At 64.4% G+C, this 13,667-nt stretch carries 12 protein-coding genes; 9 read left to right on the top strand and 3 right to left on the bottom strand.

Going from position 1 to position 13,667, the window contains the following annotated elements; genetic code table 11:
* Position 1 precedes the first annotated feature (1 nt).
* From CXZ10_RS06500 to pncB, 9 genes are all read left to right on the top strand, one after another.
* The gene (locus CXZ10_RS06500) at positions 2 to 763 is read left to right on the top strand and encodes a biotin--[acetyl-CoA-carboxylase] ligase (protein WP_101288248.1); all 762 of its coding nucleotides are present in this window, start codon (positions 2 to 4) and stop codon (positions 761 to 763) included.
* Positions 764 to 873: 110 nt separating this feature from the next.
* Complete coding sequence (locus CXZ10_RS06495; protein WP_101288247.1) at positions 874 to 2,595, top strand: ribonuclease J; 1,722 nt, start codon at positions 874 to 876, stop codon at positions 2,593 to 2,595.
* A gap of 139 nt (positions 2,596 to 2,734) precedes the next feature.
* On the top strand, positions 2,735 to 4,009 hold the full coding sequence (locus CXZ10_RS06490) for a TadE/TadG family type IV pilus assembly protein (RefSeq protein WP_180335882.1): 1,275 nt from the start codon (positions 2,735 to 2,737) through the stop codon (positions 4,007 to 4,009).
* A 220-nt stretch (positions 4,010 to 4,229) separates the two neighbouring features.
* A complete protein-coding gene (locus CXZ10_RS06485) occupies positions 4,230 to 5,093 on the top strand; it encodes a lysophospholipid acyltransferase family protein (RefSeq protein ID WP_180335881.1) in 864 nt (287 codons plus the stop codon).
* Between the two features lie 1,045 nt (positions 5,094 to 6,138).
* On the top strand, positions 6,139 to 7,164 hold the full coding sequence (locus CXZ10_RS06475; protein ID WP_101288243.1) for an OmpA family protein: 1,026 nt from the start codon (positions 6,139 to 6,141) through the stop codon (positions 7,162 to 7,164).
* Between the two features lie 104 nt (positions 7,165 to 7,268).
* On the top strand, positions 7,269 to 8,009 hold the full coding sequence (locus CXZ10_RS06470; protein ID WP_101288242.1) for a DUF2182 domain-containing protein: 741 nt from the start codon (positions 7,269 to 7,271) through the stop codon (positions 8,007 to 8,009).
* 141 nt (positions 8,010 to 8,150) lie between these two features.
* Positions 8,151 to 8,885: a CDP-alcohol phosphatidyltransferase family protein gene (locus CXZ10_RS06465; RefSeq protein WP_101288241.1), complete on the top strand. Its 735-nt coding sequence runs from the start codon at positions 8,151 to 8,153 to the stop codon at positions 8,883 to 8,885.
* 74 nt (positions 8,886 to 8,959) lie between these two features.
* Positions 8,960 to 9,688, top strand: coding sequence for a TerC family protein (locus tag CXZ10_RS06460; protein ID WP_101288240.1), 729 nt, complete (start codon positions 8,960 to 8,962; stop codon positions 9,686 to 9,688).
* Between the two features lie 216 nt (positions 9,689 to 9,904).
* Entirely contained in the window at positions 9,905 to 11,209 is a 1,305-nt protein-coding gene (gene pncB, locus CXZ10_RS06455) for a nicotinate phosphoribosyltransferase (protein ID WP_101288239.1), read from the top strand.
* Positions 11,210 to 11,275: 66 nt separating this feature from the next.
* Here the strand turns inward: pncB and accC are convergent, their stop codons facing one another.
* The 3 genes from accC to aroQ are packed head-to-tail and all read right to left on the bottom strand — an operon-like array spanning position 11,276 to position 13,589.
* Entirely contained in the window at positions 11,276 to 12,628 is a 1,353-nt protein-coding gene (accC, locus tag CXZ10_RS06450; RefSeq protein ID WP_101288238.1) for an acetyl-CoA carboxylase biotin carboxylase subunit, read from the bottom strand.
* Positions 12,629 to 12,636: 8 nt separating this feature from the next.
* A complete protein-coding gene (accB, locus tag CXZ10_RS06445) occupies positions 12,637 to 13,119 on the bottom strand; it encodes an acetyl-CoA carboxylase biotin carboxyl carrier protein (RefSeq protein ID WP_101288237.1) in 483 nt (160 codons plus the stop codon).
* Positions 13,120 to 13,145: 26 nt separating this feature from the next.
* Positions 13,146 to 13,589 (bottom strand): type II 3-dehydroquinate dehydratase, encoded by a 444-nt coding sequence (aroQ, locus tag CXZ10_RS06440; RefSeq protein WP_101288236.1) that lies wholly within the window; start codon positions 13,587 to 13,589, stop codon positions 13,146 to 13,148.
* Between the last annotated feature and the right edge of the window lie 78 nt (positions 13,590 to 13,667).

The raw sequence follows: 13,667 nt of genomic DNA, 5'->3' as shown, positions 1-13,667 counted from the left end.
GATGAGCGAAGGTCCGGGGCTTGTCTGCCCCGCCGGTTACACGGCCGTTCACCTTGACGACGTCGGCTCCACCAATGCCGAGGCGTTCGAGCGGGCGCGGCAGGGGGCGGCATCAGGCCTTTGGGTTGTTGCTCGCCGCCAGACCGCCGGCCGCGGTCGACGCGGGCGGGTCTGGACCTCCGAACCGGGCAACCTTTATTCGTCTTTGATGCTGCGCGATCCGATGGCGGAGGCGCGGCTCGGCGAACTGCCGCTTGTGGTGGCCCTGGCCGTTCACGACGCCGTGGCGGCGGCTCTGCCACCATTGGCGAGGGCTGACCTTGCCATCAAATGGCCGAATGACATCCTCTACGCTGGCGCCAAGCTCTGCGGCATCCTGATCGAGGCGGCGAGCACGCCGGAGGGTAGGGTGGTGGTGATCGGTATCGGCCTCAACTGTGGCCATCACCCGGATGTTGCGCTCTATCGCGCCACCGATCTCGCGGAAGTCGGCTATCCCACTGAGCCCGCGGCGATGTTCGCGCTGCTTGCGGCCGCCATGGCCCGTCGGCTTGCCGAGTGGCAGGTAGGCGATTTCGCACCGCTTCGCGAGGCTTGGCTCAGCCGCGCCCAGGGTATTGGCGAGGCGATTACCGTGCGGCTGCCGACGCGCGAGGTCGCCGGCGTCTTTTCCGGTCTCGACATGGAAGGGCGGCTTCTGCTCCGCCACGATGGCGAGCTGGAGGCGATTTCGGCTGGTGACGTGTTTTTCGGTCATTCCTGACGGCTTCTGCCGATGCGCCGTGCAATCGATATCGACGCGGTTCTCCCGAGAGTTTTCTTGACGCCGCTGGCTTTCGCGTCCACGTAGAACCGACAAACGAAAGAACAAGCATGCGCCGGCAAAGGGTCGGCGAGTTGGAGATATCTGTGACGAAAAAGAAGAGCGGGGCCGACGAGCTCATTTTCCTGCCGCTCGGCGGCGTTGGCGAAATCGGCATGAACCTCGCGCTCTACGGCCTCGGACCCGAAGCCGACCGCAAGTGGTTGATGGTGGATTGCGGCGTGTCCTTCGCCGGCCCTGAGTTGCCCGGCGTCGACCTGCTTCTGCCCGACATTTCGTTCATCGAAGCCTACAAGGACGATCTGGTCGGCATCCTGATCACCCACGCCCATGAAGACCACTATGGCGCGGTCTACGACCTCTGGCCGCGGCTGGGCGTGCCGGTCTATATGACGCCCTTTGCCGCCGCCCTCCACGCCGCCAAGCGCGAGATGGAGCCAAACGCGCCGCGCGTGCCGACCAGCGTCGTCCAGCAGGGGCAGCGTTTCTCGATCGGCCCGTTCGATCTCGAGCTGATCGCCATGTCGCACTCGTTGCCCGAACCGACGGCCGTGCTGATCCGCACGCCCATGGGCAATGTGCTGCATACCGGCGACTGGAAGATCGATCACGATCCGCGCGTCGGTCAGCCGATCGACATGAAGCGCCTCGCCGAGATCAGCGCCGAGGGCGTTGATGCGATGATCTGCGATTCCACCAACGCCGTCCGCGCCGGGCGCAGTCCGTCGGAGGGCGAGGTCGCCCACGGGCTTTCCGAGGTGGTCGCCCGGGCGAAGAAGCGCGTCGCCGTCACCATTTTCGCGTCGAACCTCGGCCGGATCCGTTCGATCGCCGAGGCCGCAGCCAAGAACGACCGCGAGATCGTCGTGGTCGGCCGCGCCATCAAGCGGGTGCTCGACGTTGCCGGCGAGCTCGGCATGCTCGAGGGGCTGCCGCCGTTCCGCGACGAGGAGGCCTACGGCTATCTGCCGCCCGACAAGGTGATGGCCATCGTCACCGGCAGCCAGGGCGAAGCGCGCGCCGCGCTCGCCAAGATCGCTGCCGGCGACCATCGCAACATTACGCTCGACCGTGGCGACATGGTCATTTTCTCCTCGCGCACCATTCCGGGCAACGAGAAGGCAGTCGGCGCCATCAAGAACAAGCTCGTGGAGCAGGGCGTCGAGATCGTCTCCGACGGCGATGCCCTGGTTCACACCTCCGGCCATCCGCGTCGCGACGAGATGATGGAGCTCTATCGCCTCGTCAAGCCGAAGGTCGCGGTGCCGGTACATGGCGAAGCCGTCCATCTGGCCGCTCATGAGAGACTGGCGCGCGAGGCCGGCGTACCAAGCGTGGCCCGCACCAGGAACGGCGAGATGCTGCGCCTCCTGCCCGGCGATGAGCCCAAGGCGGTCGGTCACGTCCCCTTCGGCATTCTGGTCAAGGATGGCAGCCTCGTGCGCGATCCCGAGGGGTCCGGTGTCGTCGAGCGGCGCAAGATGAGCTTTGCCGGCGTCGTCGTCTGCACGCTGCTGATGAACGGGCGCGGCGACATCCTTGGCGAATACGGCCTCAACTGTTTCGGTCTGCCAGAAACGGATAACAAGGGCGACGATTTCGAGGATGTGCTGGCCGCCGCTGTCGACGGCTGCCTCGTCTCCATTCCCAAGGCCCGCCGCAAGGACGAGGACTTGGTCGCCGAGGCGGTGCGCCGCTCGATCCGCGCCGCCGCCAACGAGCGCTGGGGAAAGAAGCCGATCACCGAGGTGACAGTGCTGAGGGTGGATTGAGCCGAGAGGCGGGTGCCGCAAGGTGCCCGCCTTAATGCCGTCGGCGCACGGCCGAAATCGCTACATCGCCTTAAATTGTCGGCATTCCCGCAATCTGTTGTTAGGTCAACCGACCATATCCTGCGGTCCAGGAGGGATCATGGATATTCGTCGGTTTTTGGTGTGCCGGAACGGCAACATGGCGATAACCTTCGCCGTCTGTCTGGTGCCCCTTCTGGTCGGTGTCGGGGCGGCCGTCGACTATGCGCGACTGGCCGATGCGCGCGAACTCATGCAGCATTCACTCGATGCCACCGTTCTTGCCCTCTCCTCGGAAGCGCCCAAACTCACCTCCACGCGGCTCAACGAGCGAGCGACAGAGATATTCAAAGTCAACTTTCCGGAAGGCAAGGTCAACGGCGTTACTGTGTCGGCCACCTTCACTAAGAGCAATGGCGCGGTGATCGCCGCGTCGGCGAGCGGAACGGTGCCGATGACCTTCCTCAATCTCGCGGGGATTTCGTCAGAGACGTTGGCGGTCCAGTCCAAATCCGCATGGTCATCCAAGCGCCTGCGTGTGGCGCTCGCGCTCGATAACACCGGATCCATGGCCTATTCGGGCAAGATCGAGGCCCTCAAGGAGGCGACGCACGATCTTCTCGACAAGCTGAAAGCCAACTCGACCACCCAGGGCGACATTTACGTGTCGATCGTTCCTTTCAATAAGGATGTAAACATCGGCACCGGATTCCAGTCGAGTACGATTATCTCCTGGGACAAGACGGGACAGTACTGCTCCAGAAATCGCGACGGGAGTTATACTTGCAGGTCAAACGTGCGGCTTTGGCCGAGCGGCAAGGATAAATCAGAGTGGGATGGCTGTGTCTCGGATCGCGACAAGGAATACGATATCTCCGTTCAGGCGGCGACCAATCTGGCCACCAAGTTCCCCGCCGAGGACTATGACAGTTGCCTCACCCCGATCACGGCCTTGAGCGATGATTGGACCGCTCTGGGCAATGCGGTCGACGCATTGTCCGCCGTCGGACCGACCAATCAGACGATCGGTCTCGTGTGGGCATGGCAATCCTTGAAGCTTGGCGGTCCGCTCGACGTACCGGCCAAGGACGCCAATTACGATTATCAGGACGTGATCATCCTGCTGTCGGACGGCGAGAACACGATGAACAGGTTCGGTGGTGATGGGCGGAACTCATCCAGCCAAGTGGATGACCGGATGGCCAAGGTTTGCGACGCTGCCAAGGCTGACAACATGACGATCTATACGGTGCTGGTCATCTCCGGAAATGCCGACGTCCTGAGGAGATGCGCCAGCTCCCCAAGCAACTACTTCAACGCCGCCACGGCCGGTGACATCGTCACCGCCTTCGGCGCCATCGGCGACAAGCTGTCGGCGCTTCGCATCGCCCAATAGCGGCAAGACTCAGGGAGCACCAAGGCGGTCATCTCACAGCAGCCGTGCCACCGGTTGGCTACGGGGTGGAGGGAGCGCGCAAAATAGGGTAACAGCTCATCGCACGATTCAGGCGGCGGACGCAGATCTCGCCGTTTGGGTCTTCCGCTGTTCCTTGAGAGGCTAAGGCGCGTTGGATTATCGACAGGCCCGGACGCAAGCCGGCTTTTGGCTCGAGTATGTGGCGCTGCGCGCCGTCGTTGCCTTGCTGAGTTTCCTCGGCGTCGACAGGGGCTCGGCGTTCATGGGGCGGCTCTGGCGCTGGTTTGCGCCCTTCAATCCGCGCCATTCACGGGCAGACCAGCATCTCGCCAATGCCATGCCGGACCTGACGTCGGGCGAACGGAAACGTATCCTCTCGGACATGTGGGAGAATCTCGGCCGAACCTTTGCCGAGGGGCTTCTGCTGCCCGAGATCGTCAGGCGACCGGAGCGCATCGTTCTGAGCGACGGATTGGCTGCCGACATAAGGGCGATCGGGGCAGGGGGCGCCGTGTTTTGCTCGCTGCACCAAGGCAACTGGGAACTGCTCGCGGTTGGCGGTGCCAGCCTGGGAAAACCGTTCGCAGGTATCTATCGCGAGCTCAAGAACCCGCTCGCGGAAGCCTATTTTCGCTCACGGCGGGAAACGGCTTACCCAGGCGGGCTTGTCGCGGCGGGCACCACCTCGATACTGCGCCTGCGCTCGCTCGCCCGCAGCGGCGTGGCCATCGCCATGATGGCCGACCTGCCGGACGGAACAGGCATCGTGGCTCCGTTCTTCGGGCATCCCGCTTTGCTGTCGAAGCTGCCCGTCACGCTGGCCCGGCATCTCGGTCTGCCCCTCGTGGTGGCGCATTGCCGTCGGGTCGACGGAGCGCACTTCTGCATCGAGGGTGAACGGCTCGATCTTCCGCATACCGACAACGCCGAAGCCGACGTCGATCAGGCGACACGGGTCCTTCACGCAACATTCGAGACCTGGATCCGCAGCGAGCCGGGACAGTGGATGTGGGCGACGCGCAAGTGGCCGAACTTGGCGCTTCACGACGCGGCATCCAAGTAACGGCCGTTCATCCGGCATTCATGTCAAATCTTTGAATTGACACGCTTTCGCCTCCTTCCTTCCGATTGATGCCCCATTGGCCGGGCAAGCTCAGGAACCGAAGCCCCCGCGATCGGTTTTAACGGCGGGCTCGTCCGGCGCGTGGTGACGGCTTGTCTAGGCCTGTCGATCCGCGTTGCTCCGGGCGACATAGGGAAGGCTGGAGGACCATATGAACCGACTGAGAAATCTGTTGCTGGCCTGCGCGGTCGTGCCGCTGTCGCAGCTTGCCTTGCAGACCGCCGCCCGAGCCGAAGAGGGCAGTTTCCTTCTGGCCCAGGCAGAGCCGGCCTGCCAACCGGGCGACCCCAACTGCGTCCCGCCCGAAGAGGTCGTTCCCAAGCAACCCGAGCCCCAGCCGCAAGCCGAGCCGGAGCGCCCGGAGGCACCACCTCCCGCGCCCGAGCCTGAGGTTCGCCCTGAAGTGCCTGCTCCCGAGGCTCAGCCCGAATCTCCGGCACCTGAGGCGGAGCCGCCGGCCCCGGAACCCGCGCCGGAAGTTCGCCCTGAGGCGCCGACCCCCGAGGCTCAGCCCGAATCTCCGGCACCTGAGGCGGAGCCGCCGGCCCCGGAGCCCGCGCCTGAGGTTCGCCCCGAGGCCCAGCCAGAATCTCCAGCCCCGAAGGCGGAGCCGCCCGCTCCAGAGCCGGAGCCCGAAGTGCGCCCGGAGGCGCCGGCCCCAGAGCCGGAGGTTCGTCCTGAGACGCAGCCTGAAGCGCCTGCTTCCGAGCCCAAGGATGTGAGCCCGGCTCCCGAGCCGGAAACGACGGCGCCTACCCCCGAGGCCCAGCCCGAGACCTCTGCTCCCGAAGCCGAGCCGACCACTCCGCAGCCCAAGCCCGAGACGTCGGCACCCACCGGCGAGTCCGAAGCCCAACCGCCGGTTCCGCCTCAACCCGTGAGCCCCTCTGAGACCCAGCCATCTCAGCCGCTGGCGCCGGATGCCGCCGCGCCCGGAACGCCTACGCCGCCCCCGGCGCCGGCTCTCCCGGGTGACCAGCCGACGGTGTCTCCCGATCGTGTCGAGACGCAGGCTCCGCCGCCGGCCCTGATCGAGAGGCTCGTCAATCCGGGCGCCGATGCCGCCCAGGCCATTGATGACAGCATCGGTCTGAGGGCCGGCACCATCCGTGACGTTCAGCGCGAACGTCGGGTGATCAGCGATGAGGGCGGTGTCCGGGTGACGGTGGAGCCGGGCGGCCGCGTCATCGTCCAGAGTGGCGAGCAGGCGGTGATCCGCCACGACGATCGCGCGCGGTTTGACCGTGACGATCGCGACTATCGCGAACGCCGGACGCGCGACGGTGGGCGTGAGGTGATCGTCACCACGCGGAGCGGTGGAGAAGTGCGGACGCTCTATGATGCCAACGGCATGATGATCCAGCGTGAGCGCCGGGATCGTGACGGCAACATCTATGTTCTGTTCGACAACAGAAGCTTTGGTCCTGGGCCGGTGGATGAGCCTGAATGGCAGCCGGTGGTCCGCCTGCCGCCTCCGCCCGTCTACGACCTGCCGCGCGAGCGCTATCGGGTCGAGATGCGCTCCGCGCCGCCGATGTACATCGAGGAAGCGTTGACTGCGCCGCCGCTTGTGGAGGTCGAGCCGCAGTATACGCTCGACCAGGTGATCTACAGTCCTGACCTGCGCGAGCGGGTGAGGTCGGTCGATCTCGATACCGTCACCTTCTCCAGTGGTGCCTGGCAGGTCGAGCGCAGCCAAGTTCGGAGTATCGAGGCCGTTGCCCGCGGCATTCACGCGGCCCTCCGCCGCAACCCCAACGAGGTGTTCCTCGTCGAGGGCTACACCGACGCCGTCGGATCGGTGGTGGACAATCTCTCCTTGTCCGACCGTCGCGCGGAGGCCGTGGCCAACGTGTTGACCGACCACTACGACATCCCGCCGGAGAACCTCGTGACGCAGGGCTACGGCGAAGGCTACCTGAAGGTTCAGACCGAGGCGGCCGAGCGCGCCAATCGCCGGGTGACAGTGCGTCGCATCACGCCATTGCTGGCGACCAAGGACCGGCAGTGAGACGATTGCTCCACCGCATCGTTCTCCGCTAAAAGTAAGCCCCGTCCATCCTGGACGGGGCTTTTCCTTTGTGGGCCGCAAGGCTCGTCGCCCGGTGTTCCGCTTTGGCCAATCGCTTTGTCACCGCTCTCGCCGATCAGCCGCGCCGCCTGACCATGGCAACCGTTGTTGGCATGGCCGCCATCGGCTGGATCTGGCTGATTGCCGTCGTCATCGACGAGGGGCTGTCGGAAGCGTTGATGCCCGCCATGGAAAGCAACGTCAGCGTCAGCGGTCTCGCCCTTGGTTTCGCCATGTGGGTGGCCATGGTCTTTGCCATGATGCTGCCGACGGCCGCGCCCACATTCAGGGCCTACGCCGACACCATTGGGCGGGGCACGACGACGCTGATCGCCGGATATACGGTGGTTTGGCTCGGAGCTTCGCTGCTGGCAATGGCCATCCAAACCTGGCTCGTCCATCTCGGCGCGCTTGCTCCGCACATGGCGCCGGCCGGAATGGCGCTGTCGGCCTCGATCCTGATCGCTGCCGGCATCTATCAGTTCACGCCTCTGAAGTGGGCCTGCCTTCTCCGCTGCCGCAATCCGCGCGGGGCCTATGTCGAGGATGGAGCATGGAGCGCCTTCCGGATCGGGCTCGAGGAGGGACTCGCCTGTCTCGGCTGCTGCTGGGCCATGATGGCGGTGATGTTCGCCGCCGGCCTGATGAATCTCGCCGCCATGGCCTTGCTCGGCGCGCTGATGGGGCTGGAAAAGCTGGTCAGCGGGGTCTGGCTGACGTATTTCCTCGGAGTATTGCTCATTCTTGCCGGTGTCATCTTGGCGAGCGGCCTCGTCATCGGGTAGATTGTCGCCAAATGTAACCATCCGCTAGGGATCGGTCAGGTTTTGGGCGATGATCTTTTGGGCTCCGTCGGACGACGCGTCTCGTCCGTTCATGATGGCTCGCGGCCCGGCCGTCGGTTCGGACGAGAGGAACGGCGCGCGATGACGGAACTGACGCTTGTGGGCAGACATCAGAATGCATTGATCGCCCTCGCGGTGCATGCCTTCACGGCAAGCGGCATCGTCCTTGCCATGCTTGCGGCCTTCGCCGCCTACAGTCTCGACTGGCCCACCTTCTTCATGTGGCTAGGGCTGGCCCTGGTGGTCGATGGCGTCGATGGCCCGATCGCCCGCAAGGTTTCCGTGGAAAGTCGCCTGCCGACCTTTTCCGGGGCCGCTCTCGACTTCGTGGTCGATTACGTGACCTACGTCTTCCTGCCGGCTCTGGCGGTGGCGACAGCCGGGTTCACCTCAATTCCCATTGCCCTCGCGCTTGCCGGCGTCATCGTCTTCACATCGGCGATGTACTATGGCGATACGCGCATGAAGATGAAAAACAACGCCTTCCGGGGATTCCCCGTTGTCTGGAATGGCGTCGTCTTCCTGTATTTCGTCTTCGACCTCAACCAGTTCGCCGTCATCGGCATCACCCTTGCGCTGTCGGTCCTGACATTCGCGCCGGTCGCTTTCGTGCATCCGGTGCGCGTCGAACGCTGGCGGCCGCTGACACTGGGCGTGACACTCGCCTGGTTCCTGTTTGCTGGCGCGGCGCTTGCCTGGGAACTCAATCCCCCCTTGGGCGTTGAAGTTGGCTTGGCGCTTTCCACCGCGTATCTGGCCCTCGTCGCGGCGGTGCAGCAGCTCCTAGAGAAATTCTTTGGCGCAAAAGCCGTTTGAGACCTTGAAAAGTAACCGGCGCCATTCAGATATCTACCCGATCCGACGGCCATATCTGGGGAATGACCGCCTCTATGCTTGATCTCATTTTCAATGCCAATGCCTGGGCTAGCCTCCTGACCCTGACGGTGATGGAGGTCGTTCTCGGCATCGACAACCTCGTGTTCATTTCGGTGCTGACCAGCCGCCTGCCGACCGAAGCGGCGCGCAAGGCTCGGGCTCTCGGCCTTTCCATGGCGCTGATCTTCCGTGTCCTGCTGCTCATCACCCTGTCCTGGCTGATCGGCCTCACGGCGCCGGTGTTCAGCCTGTTCGGGCACGACTTCTCCTGGCGCGATCTCATCCTTCTCGCCGGCGGCCTGTTCCTGCTCTACAAGGCGACGCACGAGATCCACGCCGGTATCGAGGGCGAGGAGGACGAAAACGGCAATGTCGTCCACGCCGCGTTCGGCGCCACCGTGGCGCAGATCATCGCCATCGACATCGTTTTCTCCATCGACAGCATCATCACCGCCATCGGCATGGCCGAGCACGTGCCGGTTATGATTCTGGCCGTGGTCATTGCCATGATCATCATGTTCGTGGCGTCGGAGCCGATCTCCAACTTCATCCACAAGCATCCGACGACCAAGATGCTGGCGCTGTCCTTCCTGCTGTTGATCGGCGTGTCGCTGGTCGCCGACGGTGTCGGCTTCCATGTGCCGCGCGCCTACATCTACTTCGCCATGGCTTTCTCGGCGGGCGTCGAGGTGATCAATATCCTGGCCGGCCGCAAGCGCCGCAAGGCCAAGGCCGGAGCCTGAGCTCGACGATCAGAGGGCAGTGGGGCGGCGTCCTTTCGCCGCCCTTTGCCGTTTGCCGGACGCTTTGCGGTCCCGAAATCGTGACCCGGACACTCGGCGTTTATACGGATTTCGCTTGGGTTCTAGATCGTTTCAGGCTACCCCTCTGTCAGGTGGCGCCTCGTCGGCGTTTTTCGACGTTCATGGGTCGCCTCGCTTCGTCACGGGTATTGACCGATGAGCACCACCGATATCGCCAAGCGGGTTCATGACCATAACTGGAAGCTCGACCCGATCATCCGCAGCCTGCTTGATACCGACATCTACAAGTTCTTGATGCAGCAGCTGATCTGGAAGCGCTACCGCGATGTCGACGTCACCTTCTCGCTGATCAACCGTGCGAGCAGCATTCGCCTCGCCGACGACATCGATGAGGGCGAGCTTCGGGCTCAGCTCGACTACGCTCGCTCGCTGCGGCTCGGCAAGAAGGAGTGGATCTGGCTCGCCGGCAACACCTTCTATGGCAAGCGACAGATCTTCGCGCCGGAGTATCTGGAGTTTCTGCGCGACTTCCAGCTCCCGCCCTATGAGCTCAGCAAGGCCGACGGCCAGTACCAGCTTGAGTTTCACGGCCCCTGGACCCATACGACCATGTGGGAGATCCCGGCGCTGGCGATCATCAACGAGCTGCGCTCGCGCTCGGTGATGAAGACCATGCGCCGCTTCGAGCTCGACGTGCTCTACGCCCGCGCCAAGGCCAAGCTGTGGAGCAAGGTGGAGCGGCTGCGCGCCTTTCCCGACATCAAGATCGCCGATTTCGGCAGCCGCCGCCGCCACTCGCATCTCTGGCAGGACTGGTGCGTCAATGCCCTGAAGGAAGGGCTCGGCCCGGCTTTCATCGGCACGTCCAACGTGCTGCTGGCCATGAAGAGCGACCTCGAAGCCATCGGCACCAACGCCCACGAGCTTCCGATGGCCATGGCCGCGCTCTCCAATACCGAGGATGAGCTGCGCCGCGCGCCCTACCGCGTGCTGCGCGACTGGCAGGAACTCTATGACGGCAACCTGCTGGTCGTCCTGCCCGACGCCTTCGGTACCGCCTCCTTCCTGCGCGATGCGCCGGACTGGGTGGCCGACTGGAAGGGCTTCCGCCCCGACAGCGCCGATCCGGTCGATGGCGGCGAGGAGATCATCGCCTGGTGGAAGTCGAGGGGGGAGGATCCCCGCGACAAGCTGATCGTCTTTTCCGACGGCCTCGACGTCGAGGAGATCGAGCGCGTCTATACCCATTTCCGCGGCCGGGTTCACATGAGCTTCGGCTGGGGTACCAACCTCACCAACGATTTCCAGGACTGCGCGCCGCAACCCACCGACGATTTCGACGCGATATCGCTGGTCTGCAAGGTGACGCAGGTCAACGGCCGGCCGGCAGTGAAGCTCTCCGACAATCCGGAGAAGGCCACTGGCGACCCGGCCGAGATCGCCCGCTATCTGCGCGTCTTCGGCGAGGCGGGGCGCGTCAAGCGACCGGTTCTCGTATAGATCCTGAAACGACAACGCCGCCCGAGAGGGCGGCGTCTTGCAGGTAAGCGCTGACTTACTTTTAGATCAGGCCTCGAACGGCTTGGTGGCGAGCCACTTTTCCAGCCAGTGGATGTCGTAGGCGCCGTCGATGATGTCGGCGTTCTTCAGCATGTGGTTGAAGAGCGGGATCGTCGAATCGATGCCGTCGACCACGAACTCGTCGAGGCAGCGGCGCAGGCGCATCAGGCACTCGACGCGGTTGCGGCCGTGAACGATCAGCTTGCCGATCATGCTGTCGTAATAGGGCGGGATCGTGTAGCCCTGATAGACGCCGCTGTCGACGCGAACTCCCAATCCACCCGGCGGATGCCAATAAGTGATCTTGCCGGGCGACGGCGCAAAGGTCGCAGCGTTCTCGGCATTGATGCGGCATTCGATGGCGTGGCCGTTGAAGTGCACATCCGATTGACGGAAGCTCAACGCCTGGCCGGACGCCACCTTGATCTGCTCGTTGACCAGATCGATGCCGGTGATCATCTCGGTCACCGGATGCTCCACCTGCAGGCGGGTGTTCATCTCGATGAAATAGAACTCGCCATTCTCGTAGAGGAACTCGATGGTGCCGGCGCCGGAATAGTTGAGCTCGGCCATGGCGTTGGCGACGATGTTGCCGATCCTGGCGCGTTCGTCGTCGTTGAGGGCCGGCGAACGGGCCTCTTCCATGACCTTCTGGTGGCGCCGCTGCAGCGAGCAGTCGCGCTCGCCGAGATGCACCGCATTGCCCTGGCCGTCGCCCAGCACCTGCAGCTCGATGTGGCGCGGCTTCAGGAGATACTTCTCGATATAGACCGCGTCGTCGCCGAAGGCGTTCTTGGCCTCGGTCTTGGCAGCCGACATGGCCGACGGCAGCTCGGCCTCGGTCATGGCAACGCGCATGCCGCGGCCGCCGCCACCCGCCGATGCCTTGACCAGCACCGGATAGCCGATCTCGGCGGCGATCCTCAGCGCATCTTCCTCGGATTCGACGGCGCCGTCAGAACCGGGCACCACGGGGATGCCGAGGCGCTTGGCGGTCGCCTTGGCCTCGATCTTGTCGCCCATGATGCGGATGTGATCGGCGGACGGGCCGATGAACGCAATGTTATGGGCAGCCAGAATGTCGGCGAAGCGGGCATTCTCGCTGAGGAAGCCGTAGCCCGGATGCACCGCCTCGGCGCCGGTGATCTCGCAGGCGGCAACGATGTTGGGAATGTTGAGATAGCTTTCGCGCACCGGGGCCGGGCCGATGCACACGCTCTCGTCGGCGAGGCGGACATGCATGGCGTTGGCGTCCGCCGTCGAGTGGACGGCCACGGTACCGATGCCGAGCTCTTTGCAGGCGCGCAGCACCCGAAGGGCGATTTCGCCGCGATTGGCGATGAGGATCTTTTCAAACATGGGGCCGGTCACTCGATGATCAGCAGCGGCTCGCCGAACTCGACCGGCTGGCCGTTCTCGACGAGAACCGCGGTGACGCGGCCGGCGCGCGGCGCCGGAATGTGATTGAGGTGCTTCATGGCCTCGATGATCATCACCGTCTGGCCTTCCTTCACCATGTCGCCGACTTCCACGAAGGAGCGCGCGCCGGGTTCGGGAGCGACATAGGCGGTGCCAACCATCGGGGAGGGCACGGCGCCGGGGTTCGCTGCGGGGTCGGCGGCTTTCGGCGCCTCGGCGGCCGGTGCCGCCACGGGAGCGGGCGCTGCCATGGCGGGCATCGCCGACGGCGCGGCCCAGCCACCGCCGCCCTGGGTGATGGTGACAGGCGCCGCCGTCCGAGCCACGCGGATCTTCAGCTTCTCCTGCTCCACCTCGATCTCGGTGAGGTTGGTCTCGTCGAGGATGTTGGCAAGCTGGCGGATCAGTTCGTAGTCAAAGGTCTGGGGCATCGGTTCTCACCGGATTGGGACGGCGGTCACCCTTTCAGGAGACCGGCGAGGGCTTCGAGCGCGAGCGTGTAGCCGAGTGGGCCTAGGCCGACGATCACCCCGGCCGCCACGGGCGACACGAAGGAGCGATGCCGGAAACTCTCGCGGGCATGGACGTTGGATATATGGACTTCGATCACGGGAACACCGGTTCCCTTGATCGCGTCGTGGAGGGCGATCGACGTATGGGTATAGGCGCCGGGGTTCATCACCACGCCGGCGCCGCGACGTCCGGCCTCCTGGATCCAGTCGACAAGCACGCCCTCATGGTTGGATTGGCGAAACTCGACGGCTGAGAACCCCAAAGCGGCAGCCTTCTCGCGGCAGTTCGCCTCGATGTCGGCAAGGGTCAGCGATCCGTAGATGCCCGGTTCCCGAGTTCCGAGAAGATTGAGGTTCGGTCCGTTGAGGATGAACGCTTCAATGGGCAATCGGTCGGTTCCCTTTCAGGCCGGTGCAGGGGCGACCGCAACCCGGGGGCGGCGGCCGGCTTCCTTATAGGCATATGC

It is taken from the genome of Pleomorphomonas diazotrophica, from assembly GCF_002844595.1.
GTDB classification, from domain to species: Bacteria; Pseudomonadota; Alphaproteobacteria; order Rhizobiales; family Pleomorphomonadaceae; genus Pleomorphomonas; species Pleomorphomonas diazotrophica.
Note: the sequence above shows the minus strand (reverse complement) of the source record. Positions and strands in the feature narration are given on the sequence as shown.